16 protein-coding genes are annotated in these 17,767 nt (G+C 57.7%); 11 read left to right on the top strand and 5 right to left on the bottom strand.

Features of this window, described 5'->3' with window-relative positions; all coding sequences use genetic code 11:
- The first annotated feature begins 50 nt into the window (after positions 1–50).
- The 3 genes from uvrD to corA all read left to right on the top strand — a co-directional run bounded on the left by uvrD (position 51) and on the right by corA (position 3,520).
- Positions 51–2,213: a DNA helicase II gene (uvrD, locus tag KTH07_RS19360; protein ID WP_017383586.1), complete on the top strand. Its 2,163-nt coding sequence runs from the start codon at positions 51–53 to the stop codon at positions 2,211–2,213.
- A 149-nt stretch (positions 2,214–2,362) separates the two neighbouring features.
- Positions 2,363–2,419 (top strand): YsgD/CorL family protein, encoded by a 57-nt coding sequence (ysgD, locus tag KTH07_RS19355; RefSeq protein ID WP_212743980.1) that lies wholly within the window; start codon positions 2,363–2,365, stop codon positions 2,417–2,419.
- A 150-nt stretch (positions 2,420–2,569) separates the two neighbouring features.
- Positions 2,570–3,520, top strand: a complete 951-nt coding sequence (gene corA, locus KTH07_RS19350; protein WP_003860807.1) for a magnesium/cobalt transporter CorA — start codon at positions 2,570–2,572, stop codon at positions 3,518–3,520.
- A gap of 462 nt (positions 3,521–3,982) precedes the next feature.
- Here corA and rarD read toward each other — a convergent pair whose 3' ends face one another.
- The gene (rarD, locus tag KTH07_RS19345) at positions 3,983–4,879 is read right to left on the bottom strand and encodes an EamA family transporter RarD (RefSeq protein WP_017694744.1); all 897 of its coding nucleotides are present in this window, start codon (positions 4,877–4,879) and stop codon (positions 3,983–3,985) included.
- Between the two features lie 51 nt (positions 4,880–4,930).
- On the bottom strand, positions 4,931–5,398 hold the full coding sequence (gene yigI / locus KTH07_RS19340; protein ID WP_006812366.1) for an acyl-CoA thioesterase YigI: 468 nt from the start codon (positions 5,396–5,398) through the stop codon (positions 4,931–4,933).
- A 160-nt stretch (positions 5,399–5,558) separates the two neighbouring features.
- Between yigI and pldA the strand changes: the two genes are divergently transcribed.
- The 3 genes from pldA to rhtC all read left to right on the top strand — a co-directional run bounded on the left by pldA (position 5,559) and on the right by rhtC (position 9,030).
- A complete protein-coding gene (pldA, locus tag KTH07_RS19335) occupies positions 5,559–6,428 on the top strand; it encodes a phospholipase A (RefSeq protein ID WP_003860803.1) in 870 nt (289 codons plus the stop codon).
- Between the two features lie 90 nt (positions 6,429–6,518).
- On the top strand, positions 6,519–8,348 hold the full coding sequence (gene recQ / locus KTH07_RS19330) for an ATP-dependent DNA helicase RecQ (protein ID WP_032620661.1): 1,830 nt from the start codon (positions 6,519–6,521) through the stop codon (positions 8,346–8,348).
- A 61-nt stretch (positions 8,349–8,409) separates the two neighbouring features.
- Entirely contained in the window at positions 8,410–9,030 is a 621-nt protein-coding gene (gene rhtC / locus KTH07_RS19325) for a threonine export protein RhtC (protein WP_006179256.1), read from the top strand.
- Here the strand turns inward: rhtC and rhtB are convergent.
- Entirely contained in the window at positions 9,027–9,647 is a 621-nt protein-coding gene (gene rhtB / locus KTH07_RS19320) for a homoserine/homoserine lactone efflux protein (protein WP_006812363.1), read from the bottom strand. The genes rhtC and rhtB overlap by 4 nt on opposite strands.
- A 111-nt stretch (positions 9,648–9,758) precedes the next feature.
- Here rhtB and pldB point away from each other — a divergent pair, with 111 nt between their 5' ends.
- The 3 genes from pldB to KTH07_RS19305 all read left to right on the top strand — a co-directional run bounded on the left by pldB (position 9,759) and on the right by KTH07_RS19305 (position 12,565).
- The gene (pldB, locus tag KTH07_RS19315; protein WP_015570002.1) at positions 9,759–10,751 is read left to right on the top strand and encodes a lysophospholipase L2; all 993 of its coding nucleotides are present in this window, start codon (positions 9,759–9,761) and stop codon (positions 10,749–10,751) included.
- A 31-nt stretch (positions 10,752–10,782) separates the two neighbouring features.
- On the top strand, positions 10,783–11,583 hold the full coding sequence (gene yigL, locus KTH07_RS19310; RefSeq protein WP_015570001.1) for a sugar/pyridoxal phosphate phosphatase YigL: 801 nt from the start codon (positions 10,783–10,785) through the stop codon (positions 11,581–11,583).
- A gap of 82 nt (positions 11,584–11,665) precedes the next feature.
- On the top strand, positions 11,666–12,565 hold the full coding sequence (locus KTH07_RS19305) for a carboxylate/amino acid/amine transporter (RefSeq protein ID WP_032620660.1): 900 nt from the start codon (positions 11,666–11,668) through the stop codon (positions 12,563–12,565).
- Here the strand turns inward: KTH07_RS19305 and metR are convergent.
- Complete coding sequence (gene metR, locus KTH07_RS19300; RefSeq protein WP_015570000.1) at positions 12,453–13,406, bottom strand: HTH-type transcriptional regulator MetR; 954 nt, start codon at positions 13,404–13,406, stop codon at positions 12,453–12,455. The two genes, KTH07_RS19305 and metR, sit on opposite strands and share 113 nt — an antisense overlap.
- A gap of 116 nt (positions 13,407–13,522) precedes the next feature.
- Between metR and metE the strand changes: the two genes are divergently transcribed.
- The gene (gene metE / locus KTH07_RS19295) at positions 13,523–15,784 is read left to right on the top strand and encodes a 5-methyltetrahydropteroyltriglutamate--homocysteine S-methyltransferase (protein ID WP_032620658.1); all 2,262 of its coding nucleotides are present in this window, start codon (positions 13,523–13,525) and stop codon (positions 15,782–15,784) included.
- A 47-nt stretch (positions 15,785–15,831) separates the two neighbouring features.
- On the opposite strand, the gene KTH07_RS19290 is transcribed toward metE, so the two are convergent.
- A complete protein-coding gene (locus tag KTH07_RS19290; RefSeq protein WP_023302906.1) occupies positions 15,832–16,638 on the bottom strand; it encodes a dienelactone hydrolase family protein in 807 nt (268 codons plus the stop codon).
- 259 nt (positions 16,639–16,897) lie between these two features.
- On the opposite strand from KTH07_RS19290, the gene udp reads away from it, so the two are divergent.
- Positions 16,898–17,659, top strand: a complete 762-nt coding sequence (gene udp / locus KTH07_RS19285; protein ID WP_003860792.1) for a uridine phosphorylase — start codon at positions 16,898–16,900, stop codon at positions 17,657–17,659.
- Positions 17,660–17,767 lie beyond the last annotated feature (108 nt).

Raw genomic sequence — 17,767 nt, 5'->3', positions numbered from 1 at the left:
GTTTTGGCGAATGGAAACATTTGCCTGCCCGACATGACGTGACGGTGCCAATGGACGTTTCTTACCTGCTCGACAGCCTTAATGATAAACAGCGTGACGCGGTTGCCGCCTCGCGTACGAACCTGCTGGTACTGGCTGGAGCGGGCAGTGGTAAGACGCGCGTGCTGGTTCACCGTATCGCCTGGCTACAGAGCGTGGAGAACTGCTCGCCGTACTCGATTATGGCCGTGACGTTCACCAACAAGGCGGCGGCGGAGATGCGCCACCGTATCGCGCAGCTGATGGGCACCAGCCAGGGCGGCATGTGGGTTGGCACCTTCCACGGCCTGGCGCACCGTCTGCTGCGCGCGCACCATATGGACGCTAACCTGCCGCAGGATTTCCAGATCCTCGACAGCGAAGATCAGCTGCGCTTGCTGAAACGCCTGATCAAGGCGATGAACCTCGATGAGAAGCAGTGGCCGCCGCGTCAGGCGATGTGGTACATCAACGGTCAGAAAGACGAAGGGCTGCGTCCGCATCATATTCAGAGCTTCGGTAACCCGGTCGAGCAGACCTGGCAGAACGTCTACAAGGCCTATCAGGAAGCGTGCGATCGCGCCGGTCTGGTGGATTTCGCCGAGCTGCTGCTGCGCGCCCACGAGCTGTGGCTGAACAAACCGCATATTCTGCAACACTACCGTGAACGCTTTACCAACATCCTGGTGGACGAATTCCAGGATACCAACAACATCCAGTACGCCTGGATCCGCCTGCTGGCCGGGGATACCGGCAAGGTGATGATCGTAGGCGATGACGACCAGTCTATCTACGGCTGGCGCGGCGCGCAGGTGGAGAACATCCAGCGCTTCCTCAACGATTTCCCCGGCGCGCAAACCATCCGTCTGGAGCAGAACTACCGTTCTACCAGCAACATTCTGAGCGCGGCCAACGCCCTGATTGAGAACAACAACGGGCGCCTGGGTAAAAAGCTGTGGACCGATGGCGTCGACGGCGAACCGATTTCGATTTACTGCGCCTTCAACGAGCTCGACGAAGCCCGCTTCGTGGTGAACCGCATTAAAACCTGGCAGGAGAACGGCGGCGCGCTGGAGCAGTGTGCCATTCTCTATCGCAGCAACGCCCAGTCGCGCGTGCTGGAAGAGGCGCTGTTGCAGGTGAGCATGCCGTACCGCATTTATGGCGGTATGCGCTTCTTCGAACGTCAGGAGATCAAAGATGCGCTCTCGTATTTGCGTCTGATTGCCAACCGTAACGACGATGCGGCGTTTGAGCGCGTGGTGAACACGCCGACGCGCGGCATCGGCGATCGTACGCTGGACGTGGTGCGTCAGGCCTCGCGCGATCGTCAGCTCACGTTGTGGCAGGCGTGCCGCGAGCTGTTACAGGAAAAAGCCCTTGCCGGGCGCGCCGCCAGCGCATTGCAGCGCTTCCTGGAGTTAATCGACGCGCTGGCGCAGGAAACGGCCGACATGCCGCTGCACGTCCAGACCGACCGGGTGATCAAAGATTCCGGCTTGCGCACCATGTACGAGCAGGAAAAAGGCGAGAAGGGCCAGACCCGTATTGAGAACTTAGAGGAACTGGTGACGGCAACGCGCCAGTTCAGCTACAACGAAGAAGACGAAGACCTGATGCCGTTGCAGGCATTCCTCTCTCACGCCGCGCTGGAGGCGGGTGAAGGGCAGGCCGATACCTGGCAGGATGCGGTTCAGCTGATGACCCTGCACTCCGCGAAAGGTCTGGAGTTCCCGCAGGTGTTCATCGTCGGGATGGAAGAGGGGATGTTCCCGAGCCAGATGTCGCTGGATGAAGGCGGGCGTCTGGAAGAGGAGCGTCGTCTGGCCTACGTGGGCGTGACCCGTGCGATGCAGAAACTGACCCTGACCTACGCGGAAACCCGCCGCCTGTACGGGAAAGAGGTATATCACCGTCCGTCGCGCTTTATCGGCGAACTGCCGGAAGAGTGTGTGGAAGAGGTGCGCCTGCGCGCCAGCATCAGCCGTCCGGTCAGCCATCAGCGTATGGGCTCGCCGATCTCTGAAACCGACACCGGTTACAAGCTGGGCCAGCGCGTGCGCCACTCGAAGTTTGGCGAAGGCACCATCGTCAACCTGGAAGGCAGCGGCGAGCACAGCCGTTTGCAGGTAGCGTTCCAGGGGCAGGGGATCAAATGGCTGGTGGCAGCCTATGCCAAGCTGGAAAGTGTGTAACTTTCAGAAAAATATCACTATTTTGTAATAATCTGCTAGCCTTATACGTTGAAGGTCAATTAATGCCCTTCAGCGTTCCGTTGCGTGTTGACGCCACAGTTATTGCTGGCGTAACATGCGCGCACGATTACGCTAAGAGGACATTCGCCTTGGACACACCCAGTAGATACTGGCTCAATTCCCTGTCATCCAGGAACAACTCCTAAGGCTATCTCCTCTTGCTGATGGCCTTAGTGGTTGTCAGCGACTGCATCATTCCCGTCGCGCTGAGTCAGGCTGTTTAATGGTCTGAAACCCAATTTGTTTCTGTGTGCCCACCGAACTGTCCGATATTTTTTGCATTGGGAGTCCCGGTCATGTTGAGCGCATTTCAACTCGAAAATAACCGACTGACTCGGCTTGAAGCCGAAGAGTCACAGCCCCTCATTGATGCCGTATGGGTGGATCTGGTCGAGCCGGACGACGATGAGCGCCTTCGCGTACAATCTGAACTGGGGCAAAGCCTGGCGACACGCCCGGAACTGGAAGACATCGAAGCATCCGCCCGTTTTTTTGAAGACGAAGACGGCCTGCACATTCACTCCTTCTTCTTTTTCGAAGATGCCGAAGACCACGCGGGGAACTCCACCGTGGCGTTTACCATCCGCGATGGCCGCCTGTTCACCCTGCGCGAGCGCGAACTGCCTGCGTTTCGTCTCTACCGTATGCGTGCCCGCAGCCAGGCGATGATGGACGGCAACGCTTATGAGCTGCTGCTGGATCTGTTCGAAACCAAAATCGAACAGCTGGCGGATGAAATCGAAAACATCTACAGCGACCTGGAAAAGCTGAGCCGCGTGATCATGGAAGGCCATCAGGGCGATGAGTACGACGAAGCGTTGTCCACGCTGGCTGAGCTGGAAGATATCGGCTGGAAGGTGCGTTTGTGTCTGATGGATACCCAGCGCGCGCTGAACTTCCTGGTGCGCAAGGCGCGTCTGCCGGGCGGTCAGCTGGAGCAGGCGCGTGAGATCTTACGCGATATCGAATCCCTGCTGCCGCACAACGAATCCCTGTTCCAGAAGGTCAACTTCCTGATGCAGGCGGCGATGGGCTTTATCAACATCGAGCAGAACCGCATCATCAAGATCTTCTCGGTGGTGTCCGTGGTGTTCCTGCCGCCGACGCTGGTGGCGTCCAGCTACGGGATGAACTTCGAGTTTATGCCGGAGCTGAAGTGGAGCTTTGGCTACCCGGGGGCGATTATCTTTATGATCCTCGCCGGGCTGGCGCCGTATCTGTACTTTAAGCGGAAGAACTGGCTGTAAAAATCTGGCGGGTGGCGCTGCGCTTACCCGCCCTACGATCGAATTCCCTCTCCCTGTGGGAGAGGGCTGGGGTGAGGGGGAACATACGGCTCTGGTGGTCATTCCGTTCACTTTATGTTCCTTGCTACTCTGTCACGACATGACCGGTGAACGTGCCAGGGTGGCTCAGTCGCCACCACCCTGGCGACCCGGGCTTCCGGCGGTAAATCGCCGCTTCGCGGTGCCTTCGGCTTATTCCTTCCGGCTTATCGGGGACGGGCGGAGGTAACATCCCTGTAAAGCCCGCCCTCTCGGCGCATCCCTGCGCCTCGCCCCGGCCTCCAGGAAACGCCTCAGCGATTTACAGCCGGACCGAGGCATCGCTGAAAGCCCTCAGTTATTCTGAGGCAACGTTATCGCTTTTGCTTTCAAATTACTGGGGAACCCTCTCCCCTGTGGGAGAGGGTTAGGGTGAGGGCAACATCACAGCCCTTTGCGCACCCTGCGCTGGGTATAAATCGCATCCGCAACAAAGATGGCCAGCGCCACCCAGATAAAGGCGAACGTCACCATCTTATCCGCACCCGGCACCTCGCCGTAAAACACCACCGCCAGCAGGAACATCAGCGTGGGGCCAATGTACTGGAAGAAGCCCAGCGTGGAGAGGCGCAGACGCGTTGCCGCGCCGGTAAAGCACAGCAGGGGGATCGTCGTGACCACGCCCGCGGCCATCAGCATCAGGTTCAGCGACCATGGATTGCTGCCCATGTGGCTGGTGGCGCTGTCGGCAATACCGAACAGGTAGATCGCGGCGACAGGCAGCAGCCACAGGGTTTCAAACAGCATTCCCGTCTGCGCTTCCACCGCAATCTTCTTACGCACCAGGCCGTAAAACGCAAAGCTGAACGCCAGTCCCAGGGCGATAACCGGCAGTGAGCCGAAGGTCCACAGCTGTACCAGCACGCCGCAGAAGGCCAGAATCACCGCCACCCACTGCATCCGGCGAAAGCGCTCACCAAGGAAAATCATCCCCAGCAAAATATTGACCAGCGGGTTAATAAAGTAGCCCAGGCTGGCTTCGAGCATGTGATGGTTATTCACCGCCCAGATAAACAGCAGCCAGTTTCCGCCAATCAGCACCGCAGAGAGAGCGAGCAGGAAGACCTTCTTCGGGGTTTTCAGCAGCGTTTTGACGCCTGACCACTGACGGCTGATACTCATCAGCGCAATCATGAAGAAAAAGGACCAGATGACGCGGTGAGTGAGGATCTCGTCCGCCGGGACATAGGCGATAAGTTTGAAGTACGCCGGTGCGATACCCCAAATAAAATAAGCGGCAAGGGCGAGTAAAACGCCCTGCCGCGTCTGTTTAGCATCCATCGGGAAAATCCGTTACAAAAAAGTGAAGTAATTTTACCCGAATTTGCCGTCTCAACCCACCATATAAGTGGCGGTTGCGCTGGCGATATAAACCTGCTCCTCGTTATGCAGCTCAACGCGGGCGACGGCAACTTTATTCCCGGCGCGCAGCAGGCTGCTGGTGCAGGTGAAGCGGTTTCCGCGTCCCGGACGCAGGTAGTCGACGCGTAAATCGATGGTGCCCATGCGCGACAGGCGCTGGCGTAACTCATCTTCGTTGATGGTGTCATGGCGCGTCAGCGTGCTGCCCACGCACACCAGACCGGCCGCCACGTCCAGCGCGGAGGCAATGACCCCGCCGTGCAAAATGCTTTGCGCCCAGTTACCGACCATCATTGGCTGATTATTGAAACTCAGCTGAGCGAAGTCTTTTTCGTATCGCTCCAGCTCAAGACCCAGTGCACGGTTGAACGGCATGTGGTACACAAAAATCTCGCCCACGAGCTTTAAGGTTTCTTCGGCGGTGAGTGTGGCTGACATCTGACGTGGCATCCTTGTTGTTAACAAAATGTTGATTTTATGCTTCAGGATAAAGGAATGCCACTTTAAGAAACGAGGAAGCGGAAGTTATCGCAGAAGTCTGTAGAATGCCCGGACAAAACTATTCATTAAATGTCACCATTTCAGGAGAACACCACCGATGCGGACGTATCTGGGTTGGTTACTGGCGGCGGTTGCGCTGCCCCTCACAGCATATGCGCAGGAAGCGACGATCAAAGAGGTGCATGATAAACCTGCCGTTAAGGGCAGCATCATCGCCAATATGCTTCAGGAGCATGACAATCCGTTCACGCTGTACCCTTATGATACAAACTACGTGATCTACACCCAGACCAGCGATCTCAACAAAGAGGCGATAAGCTCCTATAACTGGTCTGATAATGCGCGTAAAGATGAGGTGAAGTTCCAGCTCAGCCTCGCCTTCCCGTTCTGGCGCGGCATCCTGGGGCCGAACTCGGTGCTTGGCGCGTCTTACACGCAGAAGTCATGGTGGCAGCTCTCCAACAGCGGGGAATCTTCACCGTTCCGCGAAACCAACTATGAACCGCAGCTGTTCCTCGGTTTCGCCACCGATTATGAGTTTGCAGGCTGGACGCTGCGAGACGTGGAGGTGGGCTATAACCACGATTCCAACGGTCGTTCCGACCCAACCTCACGCAGCTGGAACCGCATCTATACGCGTCTGATGGCGCAGAACGGCAATTTCATGGTGGAAGTGAAGCCGTGGTACGTGGTGGGCAGCACCGATGACAACCCGGATATCACCAAATATATGGGCTACTATCAGCTTAAAGTGGGCTATCAGCTGGGTGACGCGGTGCTGAGCGCCAAAGGCCAGTACAACTGGAATACCGGCTACGGCGGTGCAGAGCTGGGCCTGAGCTACCCGGTAACGAAACACGTTCGTCTTTATACTCAGGTGTATAGCGGGTATGGCGAATCGCTGATCGACTACAATTTCAATCAGACCCGCGTCGGTGTGGGCGTCATGCTGAACGATATTTTCTAAGCTGCTCGAATGTTTTTGCGTTAAACGTTGAAGTTTCTCTCTCAGGCGCTGAAAATAGCGCCTGTTTCATTTCTGGCATATGGGGTTAACGTGGCGCAGGCGGAAGTATTGAATCAGGAATCGCTGGCTAAACAGGTTTTGCAGGAAACCTTTGGCTACCAGCAGTTCCGTCCTGGCCAGGAAACCATCATTGAAACCGTGCTGGAAGGCCGCGATTGCCTGGTGGTCATGCCGACCGGCGGCGGTAAATCGCTCTGCTATCAGGTGCCCGCGCTGGTGCTTAATGGCCTGACGGTCGTGGTATCGCCCCTTATTTCCCTGATGAAAGACCAGGTCGACCAGCTGCTTGCCAACGGCGTGGCGGCGGCCTGCCTGAACTCGACGCAGACCCGCGAGCAACAGCAAGAGGTAATGACCGGGTGCCGCACCGGGCAGATCCGCCTGCTGTATATCGCGCCAGAACGCCTGATGCTGGACAACTTCCTCGATCATCTGGCGCACTGGAATCCGGTGCTGCTGGCAGTGGATGAAGCGCACTGTATCTCCCAGTGGGGGCACGATTTCCGCCCGGAATACGCCGCGCTTGGCCAGCTTCGTCAGCGCTTCCCCGAGCTGCCGTTTATGGCGCTTACCGCCACGGCGGACGACACCACGCGTCAGGACATCGTTCGCCTGCTGGGGCTGAACGACCCGTATATTCAGGTCAGCAGCTTCGACCGCCCGAACATCCGCTATATGCTGATGGAGAAGTTCAAGCCGCTGGATCAGCTCTTACGCTACGTGCAGGAGCAGCGCGGAAAGTCCGGCATCATCTACTGCAACAGCCGGGCGAAGGTGGAAGACACCGCCGCGCGTCTGCAAAACCGTGGCTTTAGCGCCGCGGCCTATCACGCCGGGCTGGAGAACCATATCCGCGCCGACGTGCAGGAGAAATTCCAGCGCGACGACCTGCAAATCGTGGTCGCAACGGTGGCGTTCGGGATGGGGATCAACAAGCCCAACGTGCGCTTTGTGGTGCATTTCGACATTCCGCGCAATATCGAATCCTACTATCAGGAAACCGGCCGCGCCGGGCGTGACGGCCTGCCTGCGGAAGCGATGCTGTTTTACGATCCGGCGGATATGGCGTGGCTGCGCCGCTGTCTCGAGGAGAAACCGCAGGGGCAGTTGCAGGATATCGAACGGCACAAGCTTAACGCGATGGGGGCCTTCGCCGAAGCGCAAACCTGCCGCCGTCTGGTGCTGCTCAACTACTTTGGTGAAGGGCGTCAGGCACCGTGCGGCAACTGCGATATCTGCCTCGACCCGCCGAAGCAGTACGATGGCCTGATGGACGCGCGCAAAGCGCTCTCGACTATCGGACGCGTGAACCAGCGCTTCGGGATGGGCTACGTCGTTGAAGTGCTGCGCGGGGCTAACAACCAGCGTATCCGCGATATGGGTCACGACAAACTGCCGGTTTATGGCATCGGGAAAGACCAGAGCCACGAGCACTGGGTGAGTATCATCCGCCAGCTGATCCATCTCGGCTTTGCCACGCAGAACATTGCCCAGCACTCTGCGCTTCAGCTGACCGAAGCGGCGCGACCGGTCCTGCGTGGCGAGGTTGAACTGAAGCTCGCCGTTCCGCGCGTTGTCGCCCTGAAGCCGCGCGTGATGCAGAAATCCTACGGCGGTAACTACGATCGCAAGCTGTTCGCCAAGCTGCGTAAGCTGCGTAAAGCCATTGCGGATGAAGAGAACATCCCGCCATACGTGGTGTTCAACGACGCGACGCTTATCGAGATGGCCGAGCAAATGCCGCTCAGCGCCAGCGAGATGCTCAGCGTCAACGGCGTCGGCACGCGTAAGCTGGAGCGCTTTGGTAAAGAGTTTATGGCGCTCATCCGTTCCCACGCTGATGGTGATGATGAGGAGTAGTCAGCCGGGCGAAAAAGTGCCAGGATGGTGACTCACTGTATTATTTCCCCGCGAGCTAATTATGTTAATGCTATTTCTCACCGTGGCGTTAGTGCACATCGTTGCGCTGATGAGCCCTGGCCCTGACTTTTTCTTCGTGTCACAAACGGCCGTCAGCCGCTCCCGCAAAGAGGCAATGATGGGTGTGCTCGGTATTACCATGGGCGTCATGGTCTGGGCGGCGGTTGCGCTGCTCGGTCTGAACCTGATCCTGGCGAAAATGGCGTGGCTGCATAACATCATCATGGTCGGCGGCGGTCTGTACCTGTGCTGGATGGGCTACCAGATGCTGCGCGGGGCGCTGAAGAAAGAAGAGAAAAAGCCGGAAGAGCCAAAGGTTGAGCTGGCAACGGGCGGCCGTAGCTTTGTGAAAGGGCTGCTGACCAACCTGGCGAACCCGAAAGCGATTATCTACTTCGGCTCTGTGTTCTCGCTGTTTGTAGGGGATAACGTCGGCGCGGGCGCGCGCTGGGGGATCTTCCTGCTGATCGTTGTTGAGACGTTCGCCTGGTTTACCGTTGTGGCAAGCCTGTTTGCCTTACCGGCGATGCGTCGCGGCTACCAGCGCATCGCGAAGTGGATCGACGGCTTTGCCGGCGCGCTGTTCGCCGGCTTCGGCATTCATCTCATCATTTCTCGCTAAGCATGACGCGCTGACGCAAGCAGCGCGCCAACCAGCATAAACAGCGAACCAAAGACTTTGTTCAGGGCCTTCATCTGTTTAGGCCCTTTGATCCACGCCGCAATTCGCTGCGCCAGCGTCGCGTAACCAATCATCACAATGATATCGACAATAATGGTGGTCGCGCCCAGCACCACGTACTGCATCACCTGTGGCTGATGCGGCACGATAAACTGCGGGAACAGGGCGGCGAGGAACACGATGCTTTTCGGGTTGGTCAGGTTAACGAACACCGCGCGTTTAAACAGGTGGCCGCGTGTTTGCGTCCGGGAGAGCGTATGCAGATCAATCGAGCCTGCGGCGCGCCACTGCTGAATACCCAGCCAGATAAGATACGCTGCGCCAGCCCATTTCAACACCTCGAAGGCCAGCACCGAACGGGAGAACAGCGTGCCCAGACCAATCCCCACCAGCACAATATGAATGCCAAGCCCGGTCTGTAAACCGGCGATTGACGCCGCCGCGCCGCGATAGCCGTGATTAATGGAGGTGGTCATGGTGTTGATTGCGCCCGAGCCAGGTGAAAGGCTGAGGATGATGGATGTCAGCAGGTAGGCGAACCACCATTCGAAGGTCATTTGAAACTCCCGGATCGTCTGTTTTTATGCCACAATACGCTATTGTTGAGTCATTTTGTGACCGGTGACGAAAAAAACGATATTCCCTGAATTACGGGGGGTGGAAACCCAATGTTTCAGCAGAAAAAGGACTGGGAAACACGAGAAAACGCATTTGCTGCTTTCTCCATGGGGCCGCTGACCGATTTCTGGCGCCAGCGTGAGGAAGATGAGTTTATGGGCGTCGGGGAAATCCCGGTACGCTTCGTTCGTTTCCGTGATGAAAAAAATGACCGGGTGATTGTGGTCTGCCCCGGGCGCATCGAAAGCTATATCAAATATGCCGAGTTGGCGTATGACCTGTTCCATCTGGGCTTTGATGTGTTAATTATCGACCATCGCGGGCAGGGGCTTTCTGGCAGGATGTTGCCGGATACCCATCGCGGCCACGTGGATAACTTCAGCGATTACGTCGACGATCTGGCCGCGTTCTGGCAGCAGGAAGTGCAGCCCGGACCGTGGCGCAAGCGTTATATTCTTGCCCACTCCATGGGGGGCGCGATCTCGACGTTGTTTTTGCAGCGCCATAAGCACCAGTGTGACGCCATTGCGCTGACCGCGCCGATGTACGGCATTGTGATACGTTTTCCTGACTGGATGGTGCGCCATCTGCTGGACTGGGCTGAGGGCCATCAGCGCATTCGAGAAGGCTATGCCATCGGAACAGGACGCTGGCGGGCATTGCCATTTGCCATCAACGTGTTAACCCACAGCCGGCAGCGTTATCGCCGCAACCTGCGTTTTTATGCCGATGAACCGCGTCTGCGGGTCGGCGGCCCCACCTGGCACTGGGTGCGGGAAGGTATTCATGCCGGTGAGCAGGTGCTGGCGGGCGTAGGCGATGATGACACGCCGACGCTCCTGATCCAGGCGGAAGAAGAGCGTGTGGTGGATAACCGCATGCATGACCGCTATTGTGAACTTCGCGCCGCTGCGGGCCATCCCTGTGAAGGGGGTAAACCGCTGGTCATCAACGGTGCGTACCATGAGATCCTTTTTGAAAAGGACGCTATGCGCTCAGTCGCGCTCAACGCCATTGTTGAATTTTTCAACAGGCATAACTGATTATTGTTTTCCACCAGAGGTTGAAATCCCTATGTACCAGGTTGTTGCATCTGATTTAGATGGCACGCTGCTTTCCCCCGACCACACCCTGTCGCCTTATGCGAAAGAGACCCTAAAACTCCTGACTGCCCGCGGCGTGAACTTTGTGTTCGCCACCGGTCGCCACCACGTGGACGTGGGGCAGATCCGCGATAACCTGGAGATCAAGTCGTACATGATCACCTCTAACGGTGCGCGCGTACATGACACGGACGGCAACCTGATTTTTACCCATAATCTCGATCGTGACATCGCCACCGATTTGTTCGGCATTGTGCATAACAACCCGGATATCGTGACTAACGTTTACCGCGACGACGAGTGGTTTATGAACCGCCATCGCCCGGAAGAGATGCGCTTCTTCAAGGAAGCCGTATTCCAGTACTCACTGTACGAGCCGGGTCTGCTGGAGCCGGAAGGGATCAGCAAGGTATTCTTCACCTGTGTAAATCATGAGGAGTTACTGCCGCTGGAGCAGGCGATCAACGCCCGCTGGGGCGACCGGGTGAACGTGAGCTTCTCCACGCTGACCTGTCTGGAAGTGATGGCGGGCGGGGTGTCCAAAGGTCACGCGCTGGAAGCGGTAGCGAAACGGCTGGGCTTTGATCTGAAAGACTGTATCGCCTTTGGCGATGGCATGAACGATGCCGAGATGCTCTCCATGGCGGGTAAAGGCTGCATCATGCAGAACGCGCACCAGCGCCTGAAAGATCTGCACCCGGAGCTGGAAGTGATCGGCACCAACGGCGATAACGCCGTGCCTAAGTATCTGCGCAAACTGTTCCTTGAATAATCTTCAATTGATTGTTTATTGTTCAGATGTCAACTAAAGAGTTCGCTACAATGCCTCTCCTTCTTTCTGAGAGACAAGCATTGTGGCGCTACTCATTATCACCACTATCCTGTGGGCCTTCTCCTTTAGTCTGATTGGCGAATACCTTGCCGGATCGGTCGACAGCTACTTCTCGGTACTGATGCGCGTGGGGCTGGCGGCGCTGGTGTTCCTGCCGTTCCTGCGTACCCGCGGGCAGTCGCTAAAAACGATACTGCTGTACATGCTGGTAGGCGCGATGCAGCTCGGCATCATGTACCTGTTCAGCTTCCGGGCCTACGTTTACCTGTCCGTCTCGGAATTTCTGCTCTTCACCGTGCTGACGCCGCTCTACATCACGCTGATTTATGAATTGCTCAGCAGGCGCCGTTTGCGCTGGGGATATCTGCTGAGCGCTGCGCTGGCAGTCATTGGCGCGGCGATTATTCGCTATGACAAGGTAAGCGATCACTTCTGGACCGGGCTGATGTTCGTCCAGCTCGCTAATATCAGCTTTGCCATCGGGATGGTGGGTTACAAACGTCTGATGGAGACCCGCCCGATGCCGCAGCATAACGCGTTTGCGTGGTTCTATATGGGCGCGGCGATTGTCGCGGTAGCGGCGTGGTTTCTGCTCGGCAATCCGCAAAAGCTGCCGACCACCTCCGTGCAGTGGAGCGTTCTGGTCTGGCTGGGCGTGGTGGCGTCGGGGCTGGGCTATTTTATGTGGAACTACGGCGCTACGCAGGTAGACGCCGGAACGCTGGGGATCATGAACAACGTGCACGTGCCGGCGGGGCTACTGGTGAACCTCGCCATCTGGCAGGAGCAGCCGCACTGGCCGAGTTTCCTTATTGGGGGAACGGTGATCCTGGCTTCGCTGTGGGTACATCGCCGCTGGGTCGCTCCGCGCTCCGCACAAACGGAAGATGGTCGCACGCGTGGTTCCGCGCTGAGCGAATAAACGCTTCCGTAATCGGCTGACGCTGCTCGCCGTCGCGCACGGCGGCGTACAGCCGGCTCCACAGTCCTTCACCCAGGGTTTTGGTGACCACCAGACCCTGGCGTTCAACCGTCTCGACCACCCAGTGCGGCAGCGCCGCAATCCCCATTCTGGCCGCCACCATCTGAATTAACAGCAGCGTGTTATCCACGCTTTTCAGCTGTGGGCTGATGCCCGCGGGTTGCAGGAAATGGCGCCAGATATCCAGACGACTGCGCTGTACCGGGTAAATCAGCAGCGTCTCCGTTGCCAGATCTTCCGGCGTGATACGCGTTTTAGCGGCCAGCGGATGGTCCGGGGCCAGCACCAGACGCACCTCAAAATCAAACATTGGCGAATAGTGCAGACCGCTGCGCGGCAGAATATCTGAGGTCATCACCAGATCCAGCTCACCCTGCTGAAGCGACGGCTGCGGATCAAACGTGACGCCGGATTTGAAGTCCATCTCCACCTGCGGCCACTTCTGGCGGAAGTTCTCAAGCGCGGGGGTCAGCCACTGAATACAGCTGTGACACTCAATGGCGATGCGCAGGGTGGTCTGCTGCGGCTCGTTGCATGACTGCAACGCGCTGGCAATCTGCGGCAGCACCTGGTTCGCCAGCTGAAGCAAAATTTCGCCCTGCGGCGTAAAGCGCAAAGGCTGGCTCTTGCGCACAAAAAGACGGAAGCCGAGGCGTTGTTCCAGATCGCTGAACTGGTGAGAAAGGGCAGACTGAGTCTGGTGCAGCGTGGCCGCTGCCGCCGCAAGAGAACCGCAGTTCCGCAACGCTTGTAGCGTTTTCAGGTGTTTAATCTCGATCATGAAAGTCCTTCACTTCGCCATGAACATTTTGCGCTTGAGGAATATACAGTACCTGCCAATTATAGAAGTGTAAACATCTGGACGTCTAAATAACGAATTTCTACAAGGGGTATGCCATGACAATCCGCACTCACACTCTCGGTTTCCCTCGCGTTGGTCTGCGTCGCGAGCTGAAAAAAGCGCAAGAAAGCTACTGGGCGGGTAACGCCACCCGCGAAGAACTGCTGGCGGTGGGGCGCGAGCTGCGCGCGCGTCACTGGGATCAGCAAAAACAGGCGGGCGTAGACCTGCTGCCGGTGGGCGATTTCGCCTGGTACGACCATGTTCTGACCACCAGCCTGCTGCTTGGCAACGTGCCGGCTCGTCATCAGAACAACGATGGATCGGTGGATATCGATACCCTGTTCCGCATCGGCCGTGGCCGCGCGCCAGCGGGTGAGCCAGCGGCAGCGGCGGAAATGACCAAGTGGTTTAACACTAACTATCACTATATGGTGCCGGAGTTCGTTAAGGGCCAGCAGTTCAAACTGACCTGGACCCAGCTTCTGGATGAAGTGGACGAAGCGCTGGCGCTGGGTCACCAGGTGAAACCCGTGCTGCTGGGGCCGGTCACCTACCTGTGGCTGGGCAAAGTGAAAGGCGAGCAGTTCGACCGCCTCAGCCTGCTGAACGATATTCTGCCGGTTTATAAGCAGGTGCTGATTGAGCTGGGTAAGCGCGGTATTCAGTGGGTGCAAATCGATGAACCGGCGCTGGTGCTTGAGCTGCCGCAGGCGTGGCTGGATGCCTTCAAACCGGCGTATGACGCGCTCACGGGCCAGGTGAAGCTGCTGCTGACCACCTATTTCGAGGGCGTAACGCCGAACCTCGACACCATTACCGCGCTGCCGGTTCAGGGTCTGCACGTTGATCTCGTTCACGGCAAAGACGATGTGGCAGAGTTGCACAAGCGTCTGCCTGCGGAGTGGCTGCTCTCTGCCGGTCTGGTGAATGGTCGTAACGTCTGGCGTGCCGATCTCACCGGGAAATATGCACAAATCAAGGACATTGTCGGTAAACGTGAATTGTGGGTAGCCTCTTCCTGTTCCCTGCTGCACAGCCCGATCGACCTGAGCGTGGAGACCCGACTCGACCCTGAGGTGAAAAGCTGGTTTGCCTTTGCCCTGCAAAAGTGTGAGGAGCTGGCTCTGCTGCGCGACGCGTTGAACAGCGGCGACACGGCAGCGATTACCGACTGGAGCGCCCCGATCCAGGCGCGCCGTCACTCGACGCGCGTGCATAACCCGGCGGTGGAAAAACGTCTGGCGGCCATCACTGCCCGGGACAGCCAGCGCCAGAGCCCGTATGAAGTGCGCGCCGAAGCCCAGCGTGCGCGCTTTAACCTGCCCGCATGGCCGACCACAACCATCGGCTCCTTCCCGCAGACTACCGAGATCCGCGGCCTGCGCCTGGACTTCAAAAAGGGCAATCTGGATGCGAATCACTACCGCACCGGCATTGCGGAGCACATCAAACAGGCGATCGTCGAGCAGGAACGTCTGGGTCTGGACGTGCTGGTGCACGGCGAGGCCGAGCGTAACGATATGGTGGAATACTTCGGTGAACACCTGGACGGCTTTGTCTTTACCCAGAACGGCTGGGTGCAAAGCTACGGCTCCCGCTGCGTGAAGCCGCCGGTGGTGATCGGTGACGTCAGCCGCCCGGAAGCGATCACCGTGGAGTGGGCGAAGTATGCCCAGTCTCTGACCGACAAACCGGTAAAAGGCATGCTTACGGGGCCGGTGACCATTCTCTGCTGGTCGTTCCCGCGTGAAGATGTATCCCGGGAAACCATCGCCAAACAGATCGCCCTGGCGCTGCGTGATGAAGTGGCGGATCTGGAAGCGGCGGGGATTGGCATCATTCAGATCGACGAACCGGCGCTGCGTGAAGGCTTGCCGCTGCGTCGCAGCGACTGGGATGCTTATCTGACGTGGGGCGTGGAGGCGTTCCGCCTCAACGCGGCCGTCGCGAAGGACGACACGCAGATCCACACCCACATGTGTTACTGCGAATTTAACGACATCATGGACTCCATTGCCGCGCTCGACGCCGATGTGATCACCATCGAGACCTCGCGTTCAGACATGGAGCTGCTGGAGTCGTTCGAAGAGTTCGACTACCCGAACGAAATCGGGCCGGGTGTGTATGACATTCACTCCCCTAACGTGCCGAGCGTGGAGTGGATTGAAACGCTGCTGCAAAAAGCCGCCCGGCGCATTCCGGCGGAACGCCTGTGGGTAAACCCGGACTGCGGCCTGAAAACTCGCGGCTGGCCTGAAACCCGCGCGGCGCTGGCGAACATGGTGCAGGCGGCGCAGAATTTGCGTCAGGCGTAGTGGGGCTGGATTGCCCGGTTGGCGCAGCCGCCACCGGGCTTTTTGTATTACGCTTTCTTCCCGCCGTACTGGCTGAACCACGCCAGCATTCTCTGCCAGCCATCTTTCGCCGATTCTGCGTGATAGCTCGGACGATAATCGGCATTAAACGCGTGTCCCGCATCCGGGTACACCACGATTTCGGCCTTCGCGTTTGCCGCCCGCAGCGCGTGGCGCATGGTCTCGACGGTATCAAGCGGAATGCCGGTATCCTGGCCGCCATACAGCCCTAGCACCGGGGCATTTAAATCGGTGGCGATATCAACCGGATGTTTCGGCGAGTTCAGGGTCTTTTCACCCACCAGTTTACCGTACCAGGCCACAGCGGCTTTCAGCTGCGGATTGTGCGCGGCATACAGCCAGCTAATGCGTCCGCCCCAGCAAAAGCCGGTCACCATCAGACGGTGCGGGTCGCCACCGTTGCGCGCCGCCCAGCTGGCAACGTGGTCGAGATCGGCCAGCACCTGCGCGTCCGGCACTTTGCTGACCAGGTTGCTGAACAGCGTCGGGATGTCGCTGTAATCATTCGGATCGCCCTGACGGAAATAGAGTTCCGGCGCAACGGCCAGGTAACCTTCCAGCGCCAGACGGCGGCAGAGGTCGCGAATATGTTCATGAACGCCAAATATTTCCTGCACCACGATCACGATGGGCAGCGGGCCATCGGCGGATTTTGGCCGCGCGTGGTACGCTGGCATGTTCTCTCCCTGGGAGGGAATGGAGGTCTCGCCTGCGGTAATGGCCTCTTCAGGGGTTGAGACGATGGTTGAAGCATGCGGGGCCGCAGCAGGTGCAAAACCGATTTTTTCAGTCATGGCATTCTCCGTACCAATGAATGGATTAGCGCAAAGATAAATATAGACACCAGGTTAACAATCCACAGTGCCTTATAGCGTCTATCTTTTGTGCAGCACCCGGCGATATAACTTGTTAATGTGATGTGAATCACTATTTTATGGAAATTAACTGCAATCATTTTCATTCATGGTGAGGTGTATCACGAAATAATGCACATTGCTTCTGTAAAGTACCGTTTTACTTCTTCTGACAAACCGACCCACAGAGGAGTCACCTATGTCTAAGTCTGATGTTTTTCATCTCGGCCTCACTAAAAACGATTTACAAGGGGCTACGCTTGCTATCGTCCCTGGCGATCCTGAGCGTGTGGAAAAGATCGCCGCGCTGATGGATAAGCCGGTTAAGCTGGCAGCGCATCGCGAATTCACCACCTGGCGCGCAGAGCTGGACGGTAAAGCGGTGATCGTGTGCTCTACCGGTATTGGTGGCCCGTCTACCTCTATCGCCGTTGAAGAGCTGGCGCAGCTGGGCATTCGTACTTTCCTGCGCATCGGCACCACAGGCGCCATTCAGCCGCACATCAACGTGGGCGACGTGCTGGTTACCACCGCATCCGTGCGTCTGGACGGGGCAAGCCTGCACTTTGCACCGATGGAATTCCCGGCAGTGGCCGATTTCGAATGCACCACCGCGCTGGTTGAAGCCGCGAAGTCCGTGGGCGCCACCACCCACGTGGGCGTAACTGCCTCTTCCGATACCTTCTACCCGGGCCAGGAGCGTTACGACACCTTCTCTGGTCGCGTGGTGAGCCGTTTCAAAGGCTCCATGGAAGAGTGGCAGTCGATGGGCGTCATGAACTACGAAATGGAATCTGCGACGCTGCTGACCATGTGCGCAAGCCAGGGTCTGCGTGCCGGTATGGTGGCGGGCGTTATCGTCAACCGTACTCAGCAGGAGATCCCGAACGCTGAAACCATGAAGCAGACTGAAAGCCATGCGGTGAAAATCGTGGTTGAAGCGGCGCGCCGCCTGATCTAATTCTCTCTTCAGTGCTGAAAGGCCGACATGCTCGGCCTTTTCTTTTTGCGTAACGCCTCGCAGGAAAACCCTTTCAAACTGGACGTTCATACAGCACAATTCTATTTT

Origin of the sequence: Enterobacter cloacae complex sp. ECL72, assembly GCF_019056635.1 — a bacterium.
Classification (GTDB): domain Bacteria; phylum Pseudomonadota; class Gammaproteobacteria; order Enterobacterales; family Enterobacteriaceae; genus Enterobacter; species Enterobacter hormaechei_C.
This window is presented reverse-complemented; position numbering and strand designations above follow the sequence as displayed.

Bases quoted from the DNA above. Each gene is read 5' to 3' on its own strand.
- uvrD (WP_017383586.1), top strand. From the start codon at position 51: ATGGACGTTTCTTACCTGCTCGACAGCCTTAATGATAAACAGCGTGAC.
- corA (WP_003860807.1), top strand. From the start codon at position 2,570: ATGTTGAGCGCATTTCAACTCGAAAATAACCGACTGACTCGGCTTGAA.
- rarD (WP_017694744.1), bottom strand. From the start codon at position 4,879: ATGGATGCTAAACAGACGCGGCAGGGCGTTTTACTCGCCCTTGCCGCT.
- yigI (WP_006812366.1), bottom strand. From the start codon at position 5,398: ATGTCAGCCACACTCACCGCCGAAGAAACCTTAAAGCTCGTGGGCGAG.
- pldA (WP_003860803.1), top strand. From the start codon at position 5,559: ATGCGGACGTATCTGGGTTGGTTACTGGCGGCGGTTGCGCTGCCCCTC.
- rhtC (WP_006179256.1), top strand. From the start codon at position 8,410: ATGTTAATGCTATTTCTCACCGTGGCGTTAGTGCACATCGTTGCGCTG.
- rhtB (WP_006812363.1), bottom strand. From the start codon at position 9,647: ATGACCTTCGAATGGTGGTTCGCCTACCTGCTGACATCCATCATCCTC.
- pldB (WP_015570002.1), top strand. From the start codon at position 9,759: ATGTTTCAGCAGAAAAAGGACTGGGAAACACGAGAAAACGCATTTGCT.
- yigL (WP_015570001.1), top strand. From the start codon at position 10,783: ATGTACCAGGTTGTTGCATCTGATTTAGATGGCACGCTGCTTTCCCCC.
- metR (WP_015570000.1), bottom strand. From the start codon at position 13,406: ATGATCGAGATTAAACACCTGAAAACGCTACAAGCGTTGCGGAACTGC.
- metE (WP_032620658.1), top strand. From the start codon at position 13,523: ATGACAATCCGCACTCACACTCTCGGTTTCCCTCGCGTTGGTCTGCGT.
- KTH07_RS19290 (WP_023302906.1), bottom strand. From the start codon at position 16,638: ATGACTGAAAAAATCGGTTTTGCACCTGCTGCGGCCCCGCATGCTTCA.
- udp (WP_003860792.1), top strand. From the start codon at position 16,898: ATGTCTAAGTCTGATGTTTTTCATCTCGGCCTCACTAAAAACGATTTA.